This is a genomic window from Shewanella sp., from assembly GCF_048265805.1.
Taxonomy (GTDB): Bacteria; Pseudomonadota; Gammaproteobacteria; order Enterobacterales; family Shewanellaceae; genus Shewanella.
Genome location: NZ_JBLXAT010000004.1, coordinates 52,470 through 71,677, shown reverse-complemented (window position 1 = coordinate 71,677; position 19,208 = coordinate 52,470). Strand labels below are relative to the sequence as shown.

The following is a 19,208-nucleotide window of genomic DNA, read 5'->3' as shown; positions in this document are numbered from 1 at the left end:
ATTATCGAGAATATGCACAATGTTTATAAAGCAAGCTTTGGTTTTAACAACTTTGTTACTGGCTGGATGTGCTAATAATGCGGTTATTCGGCTTCAAAAATTAGATTCAACAACGATTGCTAACAAAAATATACAAGTCCTTGATGATGGGCGGACGAGAGATTCAATTAGAAACATCATTGGAAGCAAGTTAGACGAGTATGGTTTTCAGTATCAAGTCGTGGATATTTCCAAAACTAACAATCAGAATGCTGATGATGGCCCCAAGCTGACCTATTCGGCGAACTGGTGGTGGGATATGGCCACATACATGCGGTATCTCAATGTCGAAATAAAGGATGAAGGGAAAACTATCGCTCTGGTAAAAATTGATACAGTAAGATGTGGTGGTTTTGATAAGTTCGGTTCAGCCCAGCGAAGAACAGAAATAACGCTAGACCTGTTATTAAGTGACCTTACTGCAGAAGAAGCTAACGAGCTGATCTGTCTGGGTGAATAATCCACTAGCTTACAAATCCCCGTAGGGCGTGGCATACAGCGTTATCTGCCACGTTGCAGTTTTTGCAAAGGATTCACCATTCGTGGCAAACCGCGCCTTGCATCTGAAAGCTGTATTCCCACGCAGAGCACGCACGGGGCTTATTCGCACCTTCCCAAGGCCTCTACCTATAGAGGCCTTGGTATTAAAGGGATTTTAAACTCCGTTGACAGCCTTGATTGGCATAGCGACTTATCTGAAAAATCGCACGGATTTGCGAGCATCACTTCGGCCTACGTAAAGGTGCTAAGTGAAAACCTTGTACACCATGCATCATGTAAGTTCACTTCTCGCATCGGATACATTTAAAAGTGCATGAACGATAACAAGATAACTAACAAACTCAGAAAGCTGGCAGGGATTTATCTGCTCTGTTTGCTGCTTCCCTTTGTCGTGGCTGGGTTTACACATAAGACACATGGAAAGGGGCTATTATTTATTGTCTGGCCGTTGGCATCGGCATGTTACTTCATCGCTTACCGGCAGACAGCCAAAGCATATGAATGTGCAATAACCAAGCGAGTAGCATTCAGTAAAGCGGGTGGTGGTTCATTGCACGGTGTTTTATACAGCTTGTCCTCATTCATCATCTTTATGTTGGTTGTTTTATTGGTAGCTTATCCCTATCTATAAATAGTAAAGCCATTGAGGGCTTAATGATGATGCTTCAAGGAGGAAGATAACATGTTCTGGAAAATCATGTTTTGGCTAACTTTCATGCTGCTGGTACTGCCATTTCCATTTAAATTAGCCGCAATGCTAACGGGTAAGGATAAGCGGGCTACCGCAGTTAAACTCGAAGAAATGTGCAATGCCGTGTTCTTGGCGATTGGTTTGATCGCGTTCGGGCTTTATTAAAATAGTCTTAAATTTGGTTGACATATTTGTCTCAAATCTCTAAATTCGTTGCTCACACAACAGTTGCGATAGCAACTAGATGGAATAGACAATGTCAAACCTATCTGAAAAGTCAGAATTATTTCCGTTACTCCTTGATAATTTGGGATTTTTAATCGGTAGAACCGGGCATATCAAAGACCGCCTGCTAGAGCGTTATATGGCGTATCCCGCATTAGCGGAGGAGATAACCGCCACGCAAGCCAAGGTGCTGTTCCAAATTTATAAGTTTCAAAGTTACCGTCCGTCAGATATCGGCAAGATGTTGAACGTCGATAAAAGCAATATCACCCGCATGGTGGAGCGTTTGGAGAAGAAAGATCTGATTCAACGTCAGCCAGATCCGGAAGATCGCCGTTCGTTTTTGCTGTACCTCACTGATAAAGGGCGAGCGCTGGTGGAGCAAGCGGTGCCATTGGCGATGAATGCATTAGCTGAGCTTGAGCAAGTATTGAATGAAGAAGAGCAGGCGCAACTGCGTCATTGTTTGCGGAAAATCGTCACCGCTCACAGCGGGGCAGAGTGTCCTACTCACTTAGTCAAAGGAACAAAATGAGCAAATTAACGGCTCTTGCGGCGGTGATATCCGTGGCTATGCTCTATGGTTGTGCCGCGCCTAGCGACATCCAGCCGACCAATCAACTAAATGATCAATCAGTGTTGGCACATAGCACACAGCTATCGGATAGCACGTTATCTGCGGCCGACTGGCCGCAAAGCGGTTGGTGGACAGCGCTGAATGATGCGCAGCTCAACGAACTGATCCAACGCGCTTTGGTGAATAGCCCAACGCTGCAATTAGCTAACGCCAATCTCAATAAAGCTTCGGCGGCCGTAATGGCGGCAGATGCGCAGTTTGATCCGCAACTCGCCGCTAATGCGGGCGCGACACGTTCGCGTTTATCCCGCTCGGAAGATTACGGCTACCAAGGCAATCGCTACGGCACCGTGTATAACTTAGGCCTGAGCGGTAGCTACAACGTGGATCTGTGGGGCGGTGAACGCGATGCGTGGGAAGCCAGTGTAGATGCGCAACGGGCGGCCCAAGTTGACCACCAAGCGGCGCGGATCTCGCTGTCTAGCGGTATCACAAGTACCTATATTCAACTCGCCAACGCCTACCGTTTGCTGGATATCGCCAAGCAAGATCAAGCGCGTACCCAAGGTATTGTCACCATTACCCAACGGCTGTTGGATAACGGCCTTACCTCGGAAGACCGCCTGTATACCGCCCAAAGTAATGCGGCCATGTCACAGCAAACTGTGAAACAACGCTTACTGGCGATCAAACAGCTGAATAATGCGCTCGCCACCTTGGTCGGTGAAGGCCCCGATGTTGCCACTACCATTCAACGTCCATCGGCGTTGATGAACACCGCCTTGGCATTACCGAGCGAATTACCGGCCAACTTGCTGGCACATCGTCCCGATATCGTGGCGGCAAAATGGCGCGTGGAAGCTGCCGCCAAAAACATTGCGGCCGCTAAAACTAAGTTCTATCCGAACCTCAATTTAACAGCGATGGCGGGGTTTCGCTCAGTGTTGGGTGACGCGATGTTTGCAGATGTCAGCCGCCAATGGCGCGTGGCTCCGGCGATCTCGTTGCCGATATTTACTCGCGACTTGAAAGCCAACCTGATTGAAAACACTGCCGAATACGATGCCGCCGTTGCTCAGTACAACCAAATTTTGCTGAGCGCCCTTGGCAACGTCGCCGACACCGTGTTGGCGCTGCAATCGGCCGAACAACAGCTAAACGATGCGCAAGATAGCGTGCGTTTAGCCACCAAAAGCTATCACATTACTGAACAACGTTATCAGTCGGGCATGGGCAGCCAGTTGGAGGTGTTGCTGGCCGAAAATCAGCTGCTGCAAGCCGAGTTTTCGCTGACCACACTGCAAAATCAGCAACAAGAAAAACAAGTGACATTGGTGAATGCCTTAGGTGGCGGTTTCTATGATGCGCCCGCCAATGCACCACAACCGAATGACCAAGCAACTATCGAGATGCAATAAGCTCCCTGAGGTTTATAAGACATGCAACAGAATCAAAATGATAACGCGTCTGCTGATAACAAGCATAAGCGCAAGAAAAGCCTCGCCATTTTTGCTGGCGTATTGATTGTCGCAGCGGCGTGTTCGAGCTTTTACTACGTTAACTACGTGGTGGGTGAACAGAGCACTGAAGATGCCTACGTTAGCGGTAACTTGGTGCAGATCACCCCAGAAGTCACTGGCACTGTGACCCGTATTGACGTTGATGATGGCGACTACGTTAAACAAGGGCAAGCATTGGTTTACCTCGATGATGCTGATGCCAACATCGCCTTTGAAAGTGCTGAAGCTAACTTGGCACAAACCGTGCGCCAAGTGCGAGCGCTGTTCAATGACCTTGAGCAAGCCAAAGCGGTAGTGCAAACCCGCAGCATCGCTTTAGCCCAAGCAAAAAGCGATTACGAACGCCGTAAAAATATGGTGGCTGCTGGTGGCTTGTCGCGCGAAGAGTTGAGTCATGCGCGCGATGTAATGAACTCAGCCACACAAGACTTAGCCGCAGCTAAGCAACAACTGCAAGCACGCGAAGCCGCTGTACATAACACTACCGTGGCAACGCATCCCATGGTGAAATCGGCCATTGCCCAAGTTAAACAAACCTATTTGGCACAACAACGTACCGTATTGAAGGCACCCGTAAGCGGCTACATTGCCAGACGCAATGTGCAAGTTGGACAACGGATTTCGCAAAACTCCGATCTGATGGCGGTTGTGCCACTGCACGAGGTGTGGGTAGATGCCAACTTCAAAGAGACCCAACTGCAAGACATGCGTATCGGCCAACAAGTGGCGCTGATCGCCGATCTGTACGGCGACGACGTGGTGTTTCACGGTGAGGTGGAAAGCCTAGGCATTGGTACTGGCAGCGCGTTCTCGGTATTGCCAGCGCAAAACGCTACCGGTAACTGGATCAAAGTGGTGCAACGCTTGCCTGTACGCATCAAACTGCACGATGACGAGTTGCAAGCTCATCCACTGCGTATCGGCCTGTCGATGGTGGCGGAAGTGAATACCCTAGATCAATCGGGTCCAATGTTGCCACAACAATCTGCCGACCAAGCACTGTATAGCACCAATGTTTACAGCCAATCGCTTGCTGGGGTGGACGCGCTAGTGGCACATATTATTGCTGCCAATGACGCGAGTGATAACGGCTACTTGGCAAAAAAATCATAAGGCTCGGCCATGAGTGAACAGCAACAATTTCGACCAGCGAACATGGCATTGTGTGTGTTTGCCATTTCGCTGGGGGTATTTATGCAGGTACTCGACTCGACCATTGCTAACGTGTCGTTGCCAACGATAGCAGGCAACATGGGCGTGAGTTTGAGCCAAGGGACTTGGGTCATTACCTCGTTTACGGTGTGTAACGCCATCGGCTTGCCGATTACGGCTTGGCTCAGCCGTCGCGTGGGTGAAGTGCATCTGTATGTCGGTGCCTTGGTGCTTTTTAGCTTGATGTCGTTTCTCTGCGGTGTTTCGCAAAGCATGGGCGAGCTGGTAGTGTTTCGCGCACTGCAAGGCTTAGTGGCCGCGCCGTTGTTCCCGATGAGCCAAGTGCTGTTGATGTCGATTTTTCCAAAAGACAAACGGCACATGGCGCTGGCGTTGATTGGTATGGTGGCGGTGGTCGGGCCGATCTTGGGCCCAATCTTAGGGGGTTGGTTAACCTACGATTACAGCTGGCCGTGGATCTTCTTTATCAACCTGCCCATCGGTGCATTCACTGTGATGGTGGTGCTGAAACAGCTCAAAGACCGACCACACAAACCAGAGAAAGTGAAACTCGACGTGATTGGTCTGGCGACCATGGCGCTCGGGGTTGGCGTGCTGCAAGTGGTGCTCGATAAAGGTAACGACTTGGATTGGTTTGCCAACTCGTGGATTGTAGCCGGTTCGATCTTCGCAGTGATTATGCTGGCCTTTATGGTGATTTGGGAGCTGACCGACGATAACCCGATTATCAATCTCCGACTGTTTAAAAACCGTAACTTCTGTATTGGTACAATTTTGCTGACCTTAGGCTATGCGGGCTTTTTCAGTATCAACCTGATCTTGCCACAGTGGCTGCAAAGTCAGATGGGGTATACCGCACTTTGGGCTGGCTTAGCCTGTGCGCCGATGGGGGTCATTCCGCTGTTTTTGACACCGATACTCGGCCGCTTTGGGCACAAAATGGATATGCGCATGTTAGCGGCAGGTTCGTTTGTGGTGATTGGCGTGAGTTGCTATGCGCGTGCGCAGTTTAATACTGATGTCGATTTTGGTTCGATCGCGATTATTCAGCTGTTTATGGGCATTGGCATTGCACTGTTCTTTATGCCGATGACCACGATTTTGCTATCAGATCTGCATGGGCCGGATATTGCTGATGCAGCATCGTTGTCGACGTTTATCCGTACCATTGGCGCGAGCTTTGCGTCATCGCTGACCACTTGGTATTGGTCGCACGATGCCAGCTTGCATCATTCGGTGATGGCTGAGCATATCTCTGTCTACAATCCGTTGGTGGCGGGCGACATTCAGCAGGGTGGTTTGTCGTTCCTAGAACGTATCAATGGCACGATTACCAACCAATCGTTCATGATGTCGACTATCGATCTTTTCACCTTACTGATGGCGTTGTTTGTGCTGTTGGTGCCGTTCATCTTCTTCACCAAGAATGTGGCCGCAACCCACGGTTAAGCACGCGGATTAGCAAGCGTTGGATGAAAGCCACTGCAATGTCAGTGGCTTTTTTGCGAGCGTGGCCGTCATTGCTCTAGTGGTCGCCATCAGCGGCGTAATACGGTAGATTTGGTCAATCATTTACCCACTACATAGAGCGTCAGTTGGCATATGGACACTGAGATTATTCACTTAGCACCGCATGAGGTATGGATTGTCCGCCGTCAGCATAAATGCTTTATCCGCTATGATGCTGGGGCGCATACGCACATCTGGCGTGAAGATGAGATAGCCGCTGCCGATGCAGATGCGATTTTAGCTGCTCCTAAAAACACCGTGATAGACGCCATAATGAAGGTGCTGCGGCAACTGCAAAAACAGCAAGTTAACGCACCTAAGTCAAATTGGTGTCGAGAGTAACCGCCAGTGAGAGACCGCGAGCAAATCAGCGTTAATCACCCCGATAACCCCGCCAAGTGGCGTCATTCTATGGCAAGAAAAAGCGTCTAGCTGTGTGTGCTGTATGGATATAGAAATGTTAAAAGTTGAAGCGTTAACGCCGCTATTGGCAAAGGTGGCCGTGTTAAACCAGCGCAAGCGAGCAGAAGATATTTATGCCGCGGTGACTCAAGGTTGTGAGCGTGCCGATTCACCTTCAATGGCGCAGAGCTTGTGTGAACATGTCATTAGCATGTGTCACCCAAGAGCATGGGGCGACCGAGATGTTGCAGGTTTTGATAGCCTCACGGAATGGCCCCAATATTTAGCTGAATTGAGCCATGTCGCACAAACTTGCTGGAATCAGCTCAGTGAGCATAGTGGCGCTAACCCATTATAGTTAATAGGTTTTGTAGACTCAGCGAGTCACTCAAGTGACATGATTAACTGCCAAGGATGGAACAGGTAATGTGTGTAGGTCTAGAGGATAGATAACGTTAGCGGTATGCCTCGTTCTACGGCGATTTTAAGCTGCGGCGTTTCTGCGTCAGCCGCCTCGAACTGTAATGTGCTGCCAATCCAGCGGGTTGCGCAGATTTGTTCACACCTTCATTGGCTTTAGTTAACATTTATACATTGGATTTGACGCTGAGGTTTTATTTATGGTTCAGTGTGGTGTTATTTCACTCTGTGTTAATCATTAAAGGGAAGCCAATGAAACACCTCACTACTATTTGTATCGCTCTGCTATTCTCCGCTTTTCTCACCGCTTGTGGCGAACCTGTGCCACCAGAAAAAGCCGCTTATGTGGGGGAGTGGCAAGACAAGGCCATGTATCTGCTTATCACTGAAGACGGTAGTGTGAGCTATCAGCGGCTGAAAAATGGCGGCAATGTTTCGGTCGATGGGCCATTGAAAGGTTTTACCGATGAGGGTTTTGAAGTCGGTATCGGCCCAATGAGCACCACCTTTGTGGTTAACCAACCTCCGTTTGAAGACGGTGGGGAATGGCATATGGTGGTGGACGATGTGCTACTGACCAAAACCGCAGATTAAGTTAAGCGCTGCAAGCGTTAGCACTTGAATGTAAACAGCCCCAAGCTTTGGGGCTGTTTGGTTACTAGCGTTTGCTGCCGAATTAGTCACTAGCCAGCGTACAGGTCTTTACGGCTTCTGCTGGCGTCCAAGTGAATTTTGCTTGCTGTCCCGTTACCCAAAACACTTTGCCAAAATTACCTACATAGCGTGTGCCACTTTCTGCCGGTTGTTGAGTCAACACCGCGCGGCTATCGCCGTAATCAATTGCCACTCCTGGTACCTCAGCATCAGGGAAAAAATAGGCGGTAAGCTCGTCTGTTTTGGCTGCGTTGCAGCTATAGCGCGCGGTTGTAGTTGGTTTAACTAACTGCCATTTAACTTGCAGATAGGCCATGCGTTGTCGGTACTCATTGATTGTGCAGGAGGTTCTAGCATCCAGTGCTTTCCAACATTCATTGCGTCCTTTTAGCCAGCCGGATTGTGATTTTTTCAGCGTATCAATTGCTTGTGCTGTATCGGCATCTAGGGCGTTGGCGGCATTAAGTGCCGCCTGATATCGCTGCTGCATTTTGTTATCTAGCGCAATCAGTTCAGGGTTACCGCAGATTAATATCTCAATTTCATGCGGGCGAGGTGCGGTGCAATCAAAGCTAGGCTTTGCTGTTACCGCACTGCCTTCGGCTAAGAACTGCTGTTTAATCCAACCTTGACGGCTATTTACATCGATTTTGCACCACGAGTTTTGTTTGGCCGCCTGTCGTTCTGCTTCAGTCATGTTCTGCCATGCTGAAAACGTAGGAATGCCAGTACAACCTAAATTTTTTAAACCGTCAGTGTCTGGGGGGAGCAGGAGTATTAATTGACTAGTTTCCGCTTTAGCCGCATACATTGGTGCGGGTGTTGTTCCCGTTATGCGGTAAAAATCGGGGCCATCGGCCTCGGCATGTGCGTGTGATGAGGCGAAGAGTAATCCAAGAAAATAGCACACCTTTTTCATACACTGATCCCTGTTCTGGTGATATTTGTTAGTCATTCCGAACGACTTATCTATGCCTGTGTTCTTGCTGCGTTGCCGTTTTTATACTGCCCAAGATAGTTAAGATTTATAAGCCGTATGCTGATGTGTTTACTTAAAAGATGTCTGCGCCCATACGCATAGGGAGCTGTTAGCCAATGCTTTGAGCGCTATCGACGTTGCCGTAAAGTGTTCAACTTTCCTTAGGGAGTTAAAACAGCGGTTTGGCATTCTCATCAATTTTTTTACAGTCGCCCGCAAATTCATTTAAGCCGTTAGCCACGGTAATTGTACCCGTCGTACGATCAATTCTGAGCTCAGGTTTATTTAAAAAGTTAATGCGAACTTGACCGGTGATTTCCGTATCAGAAACTTTGTAATCATTAATGGGAAACCAGTCAGCGGCCTCATCTTTTTGTAGCGGTGGCAGCATGGCAACGGGGATCTTGACTTGCCCCATGTTGGAGTGAATTTCTACCAACATTGAGCCCTTAAATTCACGCTTTATCATCGCTTGCTCAGTACCCGTTTCTCTTGAATGTTCGCTTTTATTACGGGTAGTTTTATAAGTCGTCTCAGTATCGCTCTTACTGCCAGAACCATCGCATTTTAGACTTATCTTTAAATCATCAGCCTGTGCAGCCGTTGCTAGCAGTAAAAAAATCGGAACGATAGATAATTGCCGTGCTTTATATCTCAGCGAAAATTTATTCATATCAACATCCAAGTTGTTATTTAGTATCAAGACAGAATAAATAGTAGTTTATCAATACGGTGTCAGTGGGAATTTTGTACATTTAACGACTACAAATCCTCGTTAAACAGCAGCACTACGCTGCCGCCGCTTAGGTCACTACCAATATTGAGCGAAATCCCAATGCCAATGCTATCGAGCAGACTTGAGTCTTTACTAGTATCGACAATCCAGCCGAGCCCAAACTCGTAGTAGTGGCTGGTGCCCAGTGGGGTAATGGCGTCGTGGTCGATGTCGATACGCCGCGCTAGTACGCGTAATTGGTTGGGGCGTTGCCATAGGGTACCCGTTTGGTAATGCAAGATGACGGTGTTGCTTAAGCGACCGGCTTGCATATGTGTCTCTTGTGCTCGGTAGTCGCTGGTGATGGTGTGACCCAAAGCATAGCGATACTCTGCTTGGTACTGCCAATGATGTTCGCCAAGTTGGCCGCGATACCTAACGCCGACACTGGGATCTAGCAGCAAAGCCGAATAGGAGGTGTTTAATAGCCGTCGCTCAAATGTCGGTTTAAGGGCCGTCATTGTCGGCGTTTGGTAGTCAAAATTGTTGTGGTAGAACAGGTACTGCAGCCCTACACCAAAATGGATTGTCCAGTTCGGCGTCGCTTGATAACGCCAGGCATTTTCGCCGTAGACCAGATAGTTTTTCTCATCTAACGGGTTAATACCGTCTTCTTGCTCCAGCTGAAAATTTTGTTTCACACCGATATAAGACGCGCGCAGTTTGGTCTGATAGCTGAGCTGTTCCGACAGCTGCTGCCGGGCAAAGGACCAAGGCAAACTATAGTTAGTTAAGCTACTGCGTAGCTCTAAAGTATCTTCATTACCTACGTCTAAATCGCCAGTATCAATAAACTCGCTCGGATTAAAATCCATAATGCCTAGCGTGATTAGGTTGGCGTCTGCTACCACCACCGAACGGGCGGTGTTTTCCGCCACAAAGTTTTGCACTATTCGGTCAAACTCTGGCGAAACAGGAGGCTGCTGCGCGAAACTGTTGTTGGCAAACCCGACGGTTATCATCAAGTAGCAACAGACTGGGACAAGACGATTAAGGGACAATCGGTACACACTATTTCCTTGTAAACGTGGGCATATTAGCTCGCGGATCCTGCTTACTAACAGCAATCAGCAATGTGCTAACGCGACAAAAGTAAGTGACGTCATCCTAGCATTTATTGATTGTCACCATGTAGCATTGTGACTTGTAGGTATAGTGCGCTTAAATAAAGCGCTGTGTTTAGTTGCGGTTGGTGGAGCGTGCTACGTGACACATCATAGCCTTGCCTAAATCACGCCTAATGAACATTTGTAAGCTAATGCATTGCTGCGTTAGCCCACTTTTACTTGACGACTACACAAAGCATGCCCGCAGTTCGTTGCCCTGAACGGTTATTGCCTACATATCCCGCGTGTTGCCAAGACGTGTTCGCACCTTCCTTGCAAAATCTTTACTATAAGTACACATTCCAACTTACTGAGGCATCATGGCAAAACCCAATAAAAAGCTACCGACTCGGACCGTAGATATTAGTTGCGCTAAGTGTCAGGCCGCCATTTTTAAATACCATAAAGGGGGCAAGGGCGCATTGGTGAAATGCTTTGTTGAACGTATTGCCGAGGATTACACCGAGCAGCCTTGCCATTGCCCCGGTTGTGGTCAAGAGTTTGCTCGAGAGACACTGATCCGCGGCACGCCAGCATTTAAGATGATCGGCGGCAAAGTACGTATGAAATAGCTTGGGATATGGCGCAGTCTGTTGGTGTCATTCGCAGGTGATAGTGAGCAGACATTGCCTGTATTTTGTCAACTCCTGCCAACGGAATATCGCCATCGAATCATCTGCTTTATCGATTTAACTGCCTGAATTAAGATTAAATTCTCATCATGCAACCGGCTTAGTTCACATAATGCTGATATTCGTTATTGCCCTCACAACTCACTCACAAACTCTGCGCCAGCCTATTAGCCAATGGTCTATAAGTGACCAATATCGCGGAATCAGCATGGAAAAAGGCGTCTACTGCGACCACACTTGAGGTGGCAAAAGTCGTATGCATTTAAGTGTTTGATGCAAGATGGCATTTTTATCGGTTTACGCCGTTTAAACGGGTTGAGATTGACAGGATTTACCGAATCAAGGGCGCACCAAATGCCATGTAGCCACCTGGCTTGTGTCGTGGGGACATAAGTCAATGTAGAAGATGGACAACATTTCTTATGTTCTAAAGCCAATGGGGTTGGCATTTGGAGGATATATGGCAGTAGGTAAAGTTCTGGCAGTCTTTTCACCAGTGGTTTTGGCACTATCACTGACAGGTTGTGGCAACCAAGTACAAAGTCAATTTAAAGCGGCGGATATCTGTAAGGCCAGTATGGCTACCGCACTTCAAAAAGATGTAAACGATATTACAGTGGTGGACCGAAACGGCCAGTTGATCTATGTGAAATACACCAACAAAGAGGATTGGAAAACCGATTTCTATCGTTGCCGCGTGGATGATAATCATGTGGTTTGGGCACCAAACAAAGGTGAATGGCAAAACGAGAAAACTGGCATCATTACCGTGAGTGGTAACCGTGATCAGTTGACTGTGACTCAAGCCTCTGACCAAGGGGATATCACTAAGCAATACAGCTTAGATGAATTGCGTGGTTCATAAGCTAAGCCAGTTTAACGTGAAGAAGGCAGCCTACGGGCTGCCTTCTTTATGGCGTTTGCGGCGATGTGAGCAAGGAGGGGAAATGACAAATAACGGCTGCTAACGTATAATTTAGCAGCAATTTAGGAGGCTCTATGACAGCAAGCGCTACGGCGAAATCCCCGCAACCTAAGCCCAAATTTATGCCGAACATGGAGAATTGTAAAACCAGTTTGATGTACGAAGGATTAGCACTAAATAAAGCCGATGAAAACCTCACCATTGAGGAGCTAAAACGGAAATATGCAAAGACATGATGTGGCACAAGACAAGTATGGCGTCGCTCAAGACAAATACTGTTATCCCAGCTCAGGCGTATTAATCAACCTGCTGCATATTCATCGTGCTGAGGAATTGGCGAGCGCTGAGGCTGCATTTTCTGCCGCCCGCTACCGCAGCTACAACGCCCCGCCACTGAACATTGCCGACTTTACCTTGCACCACCTGTGTGAATTGCACCATTATCTATTTCAAGATGTATACGTTTGGGCAGGTAAAATTCGCGATGTCGATATTGCCAAAGGCACCACGCGTTTTTGCCACTGTGACCGCATTGCACCGGAAGCTGACAAACTGTTTGCCCAAATTCCGTCATTAGCCCTATTGAGTTATTCCAGTACGCTGATAGAAGCGATTGCTGACCTGTATTGTGAAATCAACTTGTTGCATCCGTTCCGTGAAGGCAACGGCCGCGCGCAGCGATTCTTTTTTGAAGAGATGTTGTTCTGCCTCGGGTTTGAGGTACATTGGCCACATATCACCAAAGCGCAGTGGGTAGACGCCAACATTGCCGGTGTACACCTCGACCTTGGCCCACTGATTGAGATCTTCGAGCAGAGCGTGACGCCGTTGGTTGAATAACTCCGTCCCGTCATCATTGCTTTCCTTGTCTGTACGCTTGTCGAGTATGCGACAAGCGCATCCCCTACAAAATTGTTGGCTTTACTACAAAATGCTGACATTGGTGAAAATGCCATGATTGACCTCATTGGCATAAGCTAAAAAAGTTTGATGAATGTCGCATTTATTCAATCAGTTACTGGCTGATTAAAAAACAAACTTGGCTGGTGTGCCATTTGCACTACTCCCTAAACCAATGAGAAATCGGTGAGGCTCTTCGACAGGCCGTAGCTAGCACCGTCACACAGGTTAGGGAGTGAGTATATGTGGGACTATTCAGAAAAAGTGAAGCAGCATTTCTTCAATCCGAAGAACGCAAAATTGGTGAGTGATGCCAACGCGCGTGGCGATGTCGGCTCTATCAGTTGCGGTGATGCGCTCAGTCTGAGCCTCAAAGTCAATCCTGATACTGAGATCATTGAAGATGCGGGGTTTCAAACTTTTGGTTGCGGCAGCGCCATCGCCTCCTCATCGGCATTAACCGAAATCATCATCGGCAAAACCTTGGACGATGCATTGAAGGTGACCAACCAAGAGATTGCCGATTTCCTCGATGGCTTACCGCCGGAAAAAATGCACTGCTCAGTGATGGGCATGGAGGCATTACACGCTGCAGTGGCCAACTATCGTGGTGAAGTCATGGCAGATGACCACGAAGAGGGCGAACTGATCTGTAAATGCTTTGCCATTGATGACTTGATGATCAAACGGGTCGTTAAAGCTAACGGGCTGCAAAGTATCGAAGAAGTGGTGAACTACACCAAAGCGGGTGGCGCTTGTACATCTTGCCACGAAAAAATTGAATGGGTATTGGATGAAGCGTTAGCTGAAATGGCCGAGGCGGGCATTGATGTGGCCGCGGTGGCGCGTGCTAAGCAAAAAGTAACTGTTGCCCCACAACCGATAGCCGCCACTGCTAAGCCAAAAATGGCGGTAGTCAGTGATGCCAATGACCCAGAACAGGCTAAACGCATAGCACTGATCGAACAGGTGATAGATGAAGTGCGGCCTGCGGTGCAAGCCGATGGCGGTGATATCCATCTGGTGGATGTGGAAGATCACTTAGTGTTTGTCAGCATGTCAGGTAACTGTTCAGGCTGCGGTTTATCTGGCCTGACCTTAGCGAATTTGGAAATTAAGATCTCAGATGCACTGGGGGAAACGGTGACAGTCTTTCCGCTGCAACCTAGCCGCGAAGACGCTGAGAAAAAGGAGGCCACTTATGATCTATGAAGCCGTTAACACCAAGGCGTTGCCAAAAACTGTCTATCTGGACAATAACGCCACTACCCGCATTGATCCCAAAGTGCTGGAAACCATGTTGCCATTTTTGAGCGACTACTATGGCAATCCATCCTCGATTCACGAACTGGGGGCGACGGTTGGGCATGCTATGGCGAAGGCGCGTGAGCAGGTGCAGATGCTGCTGGGGGCGGAACATGCAACCGAAGTGGTGTTTACCTCCTGCGCCACAGAAGCCACCGCCACCGCGATTATGTCAGCCGTTGAAGCGCTGCCAGATCGCAAAGAGATCATCACCTCAGTGGTCGAACATCCCGCCACCTTGCAGCTCTGCCAACACCTTGAACGTAAGGGCTATAAGATCCATTGGATTGGCGTTGATAACAAAGGCCGCCTTGATGTTGCCGCGTTTCGTCAAGCGCTGAGCGAGCAAGTTGCCGTGGTCTCCATCATGTGGGCTAACAATGAAACTGGCACGCTGTTTCCGGTCGAGATGCTCGCCAAGCTCGCCAAAGCGGTGGGAGCACAAGTGCATGTAGACGCGGTGCAGGTCGCTGGTAAATATCCGATTAACGTGCAGCACACCGATATCGACATGATGTCGATTTCGGGGCACAAATTTCACGCGCCTAAAGGCATTGGTGCTTTGTACCTGCGCCGTGGCACTCGGTATCGGCCACTGCTGCGCGGTGGTCATCAAGAACGTGGCCGCCGTGCAGGCACTGAAAATGCGGCGTCGATCATTGGCTTAGGCATGGCCGCGGAGATCGCTTACCACGCGATGGCGGCGGAAAACGCCCGCCAATCGATGCTGCGTGATCGGCTTGAACAAGGTTTGCTCGCGCGTATTCCAAGCAGTTTTGTTACCGGCAATCCGCAGCAACGAGTGGCTAACACCACCAATATTGCCTTTGAATATATCGAAGGGGAAGCGTTGCTGCTGATGCTCAATCAAGTGGGCATCGCCTGTTCGTCTGGCTCGGCCTGTACCTCTGGTTCGCTGGAGCCATCCCATGTAATGAAAGCGATGAACATTCCCTTTACCGCGGCACACGGCACCTTACGTTTCTCGCTATCGCGCTTTTCCACCGATGACGACATCGATGCGGTACTCAATGAGCTACCCGCCATCGTAGCGCGGCTGCGCATGTTGTCACCGTACTGGGATAACGACAGCAATACGGGTTCGGCAGAGATGTTTGCTCCAGCCTATGCCTAATTGGCTGAGCACGTTATGGACGGGAATGAGGGTGAGCGAATGAGCCAGACGCTGCCATATGTACGCATAAACGACACCACGCTGCGCGACGGTGAACAAACCCCCGGCGTGGCATTTACCACCGACGAAAAAGTGCAACTAGCTTTGCGAATGCAAGCGGCGGGGGTGCCGGAGTTGGAGATTGGTATTCCGGCAATGGGCGCTGCTGAGCAGCATACTATCCAAGCGATCACGGCTGCATTGCTGGCGGCCAATCCATCGGCCACGCAAACCATGGCGTGGTGCCGCATGACCGAATTTGATATCAGCCAAGCGCTGAATTTGGGCTTAGATTGGGTTGACCTTTCAACGCCAGTATCGCGGCAGCAGATCCACAGCAAACTGCATAGTACGCCAGAGCAAGTGCTGGCGCGCACCGATCGCTATGTCAAACAGGCGCTCGATTTCGGCTTTCAGGTTTGTGTCGGCATGGAAGATGCCTCTCGGGCGGATATGGATTTGCTCTACTCGGTGGCCGAAGTGGCCGAGCGTGCTGGTGCGAGTCGCCTGCGCTTTGCCGATACGCTCGGCATCCTTGAGCCGTTTCGTACCCATCAAATGATTAGCCAACTACGGGCGCACACCGGGTTAGCGCTAGAGATGCATGCCCACAACGATCTCGGTCTAGCGACGGCTAACACCTTGGCCGCAATTGATGCGGGGGCTAACTCCATCAACACCACAATTAATGGGCTAGGCGAACGGGCCGGTAACGCGCCGTTAGAAGAGGTCGCCGTGGCGCTTAATGTGCTCAACAAAGCCAATACCGCGATAGATCTGGTGCAACTGCCCGCGATCTGCCAATACGCCTTATTGGCATCGGGTCGGCAAGTGTCATTACAAAAAGCGATTGTCGGCGCCGGCGTGTTTACCCATGAAGCCGGCATCCACATTGATGGTTTACTCAAAGATATTGATAACTATCAGGGTTTTTCTCCAGCACTGGTGGGGCGGGAGCACACACTGGTGTTGGGAAAACACTCTGGTGTTCACGCCATTAGCACAGTGTATCGCCGCTTAGGTATCGAGCTGGATAACCAGCAATGCCAGCAACTGCGCACTACCTTGCGGCAATGGTCAGAAACCCACAAATGTAGCCCTGATGATGTTGCGTTACGGGCTTTGGCGCAATCGGTGGCGATCCTCGGTGTCAGCCCATTAGGAGAAGAATATGGAAGCAACTAATAGCGCTGTTCTGCCTGAAAACTTGCAGACAGCGGAGGATTTTCTCAACTTCTTTAACGTGAAATACGACCCAGAAGTGGTGCAAACCAAACGGGTGCAACTGCTGCGGTTATATCACGGCGTGTTGGAACGTTACGACCCGCCACTGACCATGGAACACTATCGCAAAGCGGTACGGATTGCGTATGGCAGCATCAAGCTCGGCCAAGAGTTAGCATTCGCCGATATGGGCTGCGGCACTTGCAGCGGCTGTGACGTGTAAGCAATAGAAGGAAGAACCCGCATGGATGATGTGCGTTTTGCCCCCGGTGCTGAGGTGCGTGTGGTGCGCAATGTGCGTAACGACGGCAGCTTTTTCGGCATGGAAAAAGGGGAACTGATTGTGGCTGAAGGTGCCATTGGTGTGGTGCGTAAACACGGTTGGTTTTTGCAAGACCAGATCATTTATGACGTGTTTTTCCCTGACACAGGGCGGTTAGTGGGCTTGCGTGATGTGGAAGTGATTGATGCCTCACTACCATTTAGCCCCTGCCGCTTTCACCTGTTGGATTATGCCTGTTTGACCTTATCGCTGGCGAGCCAAGGTGAGCTGCTGGCGCGCAAGGGCGATCGGGTGCAAGTAATATGGATTGATCGCTCGTTGGAGAGCGGTGAGTTAGCCTTTACCGTCAAAATCGGTGACACCGAAGTGACAGTACCCGATCGGGCGCTGGAAGATGTGCCGCCAGAACAAGAGGGCAGTCGATGGAGACGCAAAAGCGCCGTTATCTAACGGTGAAAGTGGCCACTGAGCTGTTTAAGCTCAACCCCGAGTTATTAAGCGCGCAGCAACAGCTGCAGGTAGCTAGCCAAGTGCAGCGCTTAATGCAGCTGCAACAGGCGATACTGCATAGCCACGAAGCGATGGGCATCGGTGTATCTGCCAGCCAGCTTGAACAGGCGTGGGCGCAATGTTTAGCGCAGTTTGATGGGGAGGCCAGCTTTGCGCAATCGTTAGCTAAGCAGGGGCTTACCAGCGAGGGCTTACGTGCCGCGCTTTACGACGAATTGCGCTGTGAACGGGTGCTTGAACACGTCAGCGTGGATATTCCACCGTTAGCGCTTGAACAAGCACAAGCCTATTTTGATGGGCATCGACAGGAGTTTAGCCGCGCCGCGATTTGGCAACTGAGCCAAATTCTTATCACCGTTAATCAAGATTATGCCGAAAACCGTCGCCACGCTGTGTTAAAGCGGATTTGTCACGTGCGGCATCTAGCACAAACACATGACTTTGCTCAGTTGGCGCTACAATATTCCGAATGCCCGAGCGCGATGGAACAAGGTTTTCTCGGCTGGTGTGAGCAAGATAAATTATATCCACAGATTGCCGCGGTATTGCCCAGTCTTGCCGAAGGCGCGGTAAGCGATCCGATTGAAACTGAACTCGGCTTTCACTTAGTGCGCTGGCATCAATTCAAACCCGCTAAAGTCGCCAGTTTTGATGAGGTGTTACCGCTGTTGCAGCAACGCCATCAGCAGCGGGCAAAAAAGTATCTGCAAAAGCAGTGGCTTAACCGTGTCTTCATCAACAAAGTGGCTGCTGACCTTGGCTGAGCGTTTTTGTCGTAGGCGGAGGAGCGGGATTGGGGCAAGTCAATTGCTATGCTGTGTATTCATGCTCCAGCACTAGATCTTAACGCTCCAAAATATTGCGCGCTGCCGTTGGCCGAAAGCGACAGTTAACTGCCAGCTGCACTTAGTTTTTGGCATCCACGTCACTTGGTTCGTAGCACGTTTCATTGGAACCCAAATCACCCCCGAAAGCTCAAGAAACTCGCATTTGCATGCATGCAGGCTGTGGCTTGGTTTGCGGCAAGCTAGCATGCTAGGCTGCGCTAGCTATTACTTTTGAGAAGTTGCTAGGGGCTGTTTATCTTTAGCGTTTAAATGAACCCTTCGGGCAGCGACAGCGCGCAATTTATTCAGCGTTAGGCGCTGTTGGTGGAGAATAACTACACGGCACATCACCTGCCTTGCCTAAATCACGCGCTGCCTGCTGCAAAAACAATCAGCAAAGATCAACAGCCCCTAACTATTGAACCGTTTCTTGTTGTGGCGTTGGTTGTCTTACATTGAAGCGCCGTTGATCAGCCTGCTGTTGCTGGTGATCGTTATTCCAATCGCACTGCCAAGCTACTTGCTTTCACTCACTATCAACTACTGGTCAGCGTTAGCCATTAATGCACTACCGTTAGCGGGATATATCACTTTTGCGGTGGTATACAGTCCTGTGCATCATAATCGTATCTTGGCGTGGATTGATGATCCGCTAGGGCGGCGGCCGCACGAGAAAAAGGCAGGCTTGGGGATCGCCATGGCGATGAGTTTAGCCACCATCACGCAGTTTATTTCGCTCGTGGTATTGGCATTTATCGCTTGAGTTAATCTGCTACAGCGTGTTGAGTGGCGGCTGTACTTGCCAACCAAGGGCGTAATAATGCTAGTGGGAAATGAACAGACGGCAACGTCACTTG

The 19,208-nt window shown here is 49.5% G+C and carries 23 protein-coding genes; 20 read left to right on the top strand and 3 right to left on the bottom strand.

Annotation, left to right across the window (positions count from 1 at the left end; translation table 11 throughout):
• The first annotated feature begins 19 nt into the window (after window positions 1–19).
• The 9 genes from ACN0TT_RS03880 (at window position 20) to ACN0TT_RS03840 (ending at window position 7,651) form a co-directional block, all read left to right on the top strand.
• Window positions 20–499, top strand: coding sequence for an Sbal_3080 family lipoprotein (locus ACN0TT_RS03880; RefSeq protein ID WP_417760830.1), 480 nt, complete (start codon window positions 20–22; stop codon window positions 497–499).
• A 723-nt stretch (window positions 500–1,222) separates the two neighbouring features.
• Window positions 1,223–1,396, top strand: a complete 174-nt coding sequence (locus tag ACN0TT_RS03875) for a hypothetical protein (RefSeq protein ID WP_417760829.1) — start codon at window positions 1,223–1,225, stop codon at window positions 1,394–1,396.
• A gap of 91 nt (window positions 1,397–1,487) precedes the next feature.
• The gene (locus ACN0TT_RS03870; RefSeq protein ID WP_417760828.1) at window positions 1,488–1,991 is read left to right on the top strand and encodes a MarR family winged helix-turn-helix transcriptional regulator; all 504 of its coding nucleotides are present in this window, start codon (window positions 1,488–1,490) and stop codon (window positions 1,989–1,991) included.
• A complete protein-coding gene (locus ACN0TT_RS03865; RefSeq protein ID WP_417760827.1) occupies window positions 1,988–3,451 on the top strand; it encodes an efflux transporter outer membrane subunit in 1,464 nt (487 codons plus the stop codon). Before ACN0TT_RS03870 ends, ACN0TT_RS03865 begins: the two co-directional genes overlap by 4 nt.
• A gap of 21 nt (window positions 3,452–3,472) precedes the next feature.
• Complete coding sequence (locus tag ACN0TT_RS03860) at window positions 3,473–4,666, top strand: efflux RND transporter periplasmic adaptor subunit (RefSeq protein ID WP_417760826.1); 1,194 nt, start codon at window positions 3,473–3,475, stop codon at window positions 4,664–4,666.
• A gap of 9 nt (window positions 4,667–4,675) precedes the next feature.
• Window positions 4,676–6,175 (top strand): DHA2 family efflux MFS transporter permease subunit, encoded by a 1,500-nt coding sequence (locus tag ACN0TT_RS03855; protein WP_417760825.1) that lies wholly within the window; start codon window positions 4,676–4,678, stop codon window positions 6,173–6,175.
• Between the two features lie 153 nt (window positions 6,176–6,328).
• On the top strand, window positions 6,329–6,577 hold the full coding sequence (locus tag ACN0TT_RS03850; RefSeq protein ID WP_417760824.1) for a hypothetical protein: 249 nt from the start codon (window positions 6,329–6,331) through the stop codon (window positions 6,575–6,577).
• A gap of 115 nt (window positions 6,578–6,692) precedes the next feature.
• Window positions 6,693–6,995, top strand: coding sequence for a hypothetical protein (locus ACN0TT_RS03845; RefSeq protein ID WP_417760823.1), 303 nt, complete (start codon window positions 6,693–6,695; stop codon window positions 6,993–6,995).
• Window positions 6,996–7,309: 314 nt separating this feature from the next.
• On the top strand, window positions 7,310–7,651 hold the full coding sequence (locus tag ACN0TT_RS03840; protein WP_417760822.1) for a hypothetical protein: 342 nt from the start codon (window positions 7,310–7,312) through the stop codon (window positions 7,649–7,651).
• Between the two features lie 82 nt (window positions 7,652–7,733).
• Here the strand turns inward: ACN0TT_RS03840 and ACN0TT_RS03835 are convergent, their stop codons facing one another.
• The 3 genes from ACN0TT_RS03835 to ACN0TT_RS03825 all read right to left on the bottom strand — a co-directional run bounded on the left by ACN0TT_RS03835 (window position 7,734) and on the right by ACN0TT_RS03825 (window position 10,475).
• Window positions 7,734–8,630, bottom strand: a complete 897-nt coding sequence (locus tag ACN0TT_RS03835) for an MliC family protein (protein ID WP_417760821.1) — start codon at window positions 8,628–8,630, stop codon at window positions 7,734–7,736.
• A gap of 229 nt (window positions 8,631–8,859) precedes the next feature.
• Entirely contained in the window at window positions 8,860–9,363 is a 504-nt protein-coding gene (locus ACN0TT_RS03830; protein ID WP_417760820.1) for a hypothetical protein, read from the bottom strand.
• Between the two features lie 89 nt (window positions 9,364–9,452).
• Window positions 9,453–10,475: a Solitary outer membrane autotransporter beta-barrel domain gene (locus ACN0TT_RS03825; protein WP_417760819.1), complete on the bottom strand. Its 1,023-nt coding sequence runs from the start codon at window positions 10,473–10,475 to the stop codon at window positions 9,453–9,455.
• 416 nt (window positions 10,476–10,891) lie between these two features.
• On the opposite strand from ACN0TT_RS03825, the gene ACN0TT_RS03820 reads away from it, so the two are divergent.
• The 11 genes from ACN0TT_RS03820 (at window position 10,892) to ACN0TT_RS03770 (ending at window position 19,114) form a co-directional block, all read left to right on the top strand.
• On the top strand, window positions 10,892–11,143 hold the full coding sequence (locus ACN0TT_RS03820; protein WP_417760818.1) for a hypothetical protein: 252 nt from the start codon (window positions 10,892–10,894) through the stop codon (window positions 11,141–11,143).
• 520 nt (window positions 11,144–11,663) lie between these two features.
• Complete coding sequence (locus ACN0TT_RS03815) at window positions 11,664–12,068, top strand: hypothetical protein (RefSeq protein WP_417760817.1); 405 nt, start codon at window positions 11,664–11,666, stop codon at window positions 12,066–12,068.
• 134 nt (window positions 12,069–12,202) lie between these two features.
• Window positions 12,203–12,364: a hypothetical protein gene (locus ACN0TT_RS03810; protein WP_417760816.1), complete on the top strand. Its 162-nt coding sequence runs from the start codon at window positions 12,203–12,205 to the stop codon at window positions 12,362–12,364.
• Complete coding sequence (locus ACN0TT_RS03805) at window positions 12,351–12,968, top strand: Fic/DOC family protein (protein WP_417760815.1); 618 nt, start codon at window positions 12,351–12,353, stop codon at window positions 12,966–12,968. Before ACN0TT_RS03810 ends, ACN0TT_RS03805 begins: the two co-directional genes overlap by 14 nt.
• Before the next feature lie 303 nt (window positions 12,969–13,271).
• Complete coding sequence (gene nifU / locus ACN0TT_RS03800) at window positions 13,272–14,240, top strand: Fe-S cluster assembly protein NifU (RefSeq protein ID WP_417760814.1); 969 nt, start codon at window positions 13,272–13,274, stop codon at window positions 14,238–14,240.
• A complete protein-coding gene (gene nifS / locus ACN0TT_RS03795; protein WP_417760813.1) occupies window positions 14,230–15,468 on the top strand; it encodes a cysteine desulfurase NifS in 1,239 nt (412 codons plus the stop codon). The genes nifU and nifS overlap by 11 nt, the downstream gene beginning before the upstream one ends.
• A 39-nt stretch (window positions 15,469–15,507) precedes the next feature.
• A complete protein-coding gene (gene nifV / locus ACN0TT_RS03790; RefSeq protein ID WP_417760812.1) occupies window positions 15,508–16,692 on the top strand; it encodes a homocitrate synthase in 1,185 nt (394 codons plus the stop codon).
• Window positions 16,679–16,954, top strand: coding sequence for a nitrogenase-stabilizing/protective protein NifW (locus tag ACN0TT_RS03785; RefSeq protein ID WP_417760811.1), 276 nt, complete (start codon window positions 16,679–16,681; stop codon window positions 16,952–16,954). The genes nifV and ACN0TT_RS03785 overlap by 14 nt, the downstream gene beginning before the upstream one ends.
• Before the next feature lie 21 nt (window positions 16,955–16,975).
• On the top strand, window positions 16,976–17,464 hold the full coding sequence (locus ACN0TT_RS03780) for a nitrogen fixation protein NifZ (protein WP_417760810.1): 489 nt from the start codon (window positions 16,976–16,978) through the stop codon (window positions 17,462–17,464).
• Window positions 17,437–18,288 carry a peptidylprolyl isomerase gene (locus ACN0TT_RS03775; protein ID WP_417760809.1) on the top strand — a complete coding sequence of 284 codons (852 nt, stop codon included), beginning with the start codon at window positions 17,437–17,439 and terminating at the stop codon, window positions 18,286–18,288. The genes ACN0TT_RS03780 and ACN0TT_RS03775 overlap by 28 nt, the downstream gene beginning before the upstream one ends.
• Window positions 18,289–18,781: 493 nt before the next feature.
• On the top strand, window positions 18,782–19,114 hold the full coding sequence (locus ACN0TT_RS03770; RefSeq protein WP_417760808.1) for a hypothetical protein: 333 nt from the start codon (window positions 18,782–18,784) through the stop codon (window positions 19,112–19,114).
• Window positions 19,115–19,208: the final 94 nt, after the last annotated feature.

Excerpts from the sequence above, each read along its gene's own strand:
- ACN0TT_RS03880 (WP_417760830.1), top strand. The coding sequence starts at position 20 with ATGTTTATAAAGCAAGCTTTGGTTTTAACAACTTTGTTACTGGCTGGA.
- ACN0TT_RS03875 (WP_417760829.1), top strand. The coding sequence starts at position 1,223 with ATGTTCTGGAAAATCATGTTTTGGCTAACTTTCATGCTGCTGGTACTG.
- ACN0TT_RS03870 (WP_417760828.1), top strand. The coding sequence starts at position 1,488 with ATGTCAAACCTATCTGAAAAGTCAGAATTATTTCCGTTACTCCTTGAT.
- ACN0TT_RS03865 (WP_417760827.1), top strand. The coding sequence starts at position 1,988 with ATGAGCAAATTAACGGCTCTTGCGGCGGTGATATCCGTGGCTATGCTC.
- ACN0TT_RS03860 (WP_417760826.1), top strand. The coding sequence starts at position 3,473 with ATGCAACAGAATCAAAATGATAACGCGTCTGCTGATAACAAGCATAAG.
- ACN0TT_RS03855 (WP_417760825.1), top strand. The coding sequence starts at position 4,676 with ATGAGTGAACAGCAACAATTTCGACCAGCGAACATGGCATTGTGTGTG.
- ACN0TT_RS03850 (WP_417760824.1), top strand. The coding sequence starts at position 6,329 with ATGGACACTGAGATTATTCACTTAGCACCGCATGAGGTATGGATTGTC.
- ACN0TT_RS03845 (WP_417760823.1), top strand. The coding sequence starts at position 6,693 with ATGTTAAAAGTTGAAGCGTTAACGCCGCTATTGGCAAAGGTGGCCGTG.
- ACN0TT_RS03840 (WP_417760822.1), top strand. The coding sequence starts at position 7,310 with ATGAAACACCTCACTACTATTTGTATCGCTCTGCTATTCTCCGCTTTT.
- ACN0TT_RS03835 (WP_417760821.1), bottom strand. The coding sequence starts at position 8,630 with ATGAAAAAGGTGTGCTATTTTCTTGGATTACTCTTCGCCTCATCACAC.
- ACN0TT_RS03830 (WP_417760820.1), bottom strand. The coding sequence starts at position 9,363 with ATGAATAAATTTTCGCTGAGATATAAAGCACGGCAATTATCTATCGTT.
- ACN0TT_RS03820 (WP_417760818.1), top strand. The coding sequence starts at position 10,892 with ATGGCAAAACCCAATAAAAAGCTACCGACTCGGACCGTAGATATTAGT.
- ACN0TT_RS03815 (WP_417760817.1), top strand. The coding sequence starts at position 11,664 with ATGGCAGTAGGTAAAGTTCTGGCAGTCTTTTCACCAGTGGTTTTGGCA.
- ACN0TT_RS03810 (WP_417760816.1), top strand. The coding sequence starts at position 12,203 with ATGACAGCAAGCGCTACGGCGAAATCCCCGCAACCTAAGCCCAAATTT.
- ACN0TT_RS03805 (WP_417760815.1), top strand. The coding sequence starts at position 12,351 with ATGCAAAGACATGATGTGGCACAAGACAAGTATGGCGTCGCTCAAGAC.
- nifU (WP_417760814.1), top strand. The coding sequence starts at position 13,272 with ATGTGGGACTATTCAGAAAAAGTGAAGCAGCATTTCTTCAATCCGAAG.
- nifS (WP_417760813.1), top strand. The coding sequence starts at position 14,230 with ATGATCTATGAAGCCGTTAACACCAAGGCGTTGCCAAAAACTGTCTAT.
- nifV (WP_417760812.1), top strand. The coding sequence starts at position 15,508 with ATGAGCCAGACGCTGCCATATGTACGCATAAACGACACCACGCTGCGC.
- ACN0TT_RS03785 (WP_417760811.1), top strand. The coding sequence starts at position 16,679 with ATGGAAGCAACTAATAGCGCTGTTCTGCCTGAAAACTTGCAGACAGCG.
- ACN0TT_RS03780 (WP_417760810.1), top strand. The coding sequence starts at position 16,976 with ATGGATGATGTGCGTTTTGCCCCCGGTGCTGAGGTGCGTGTGGTGCGC.
- ACN0TT_RS03775 (WP_417760809.1), top strand. The coding sequence starts at position 17,437 with ATGGAGACGCAAAAGCGCCGTTATCTAACGGTGAAAGTGGCCACTGAG.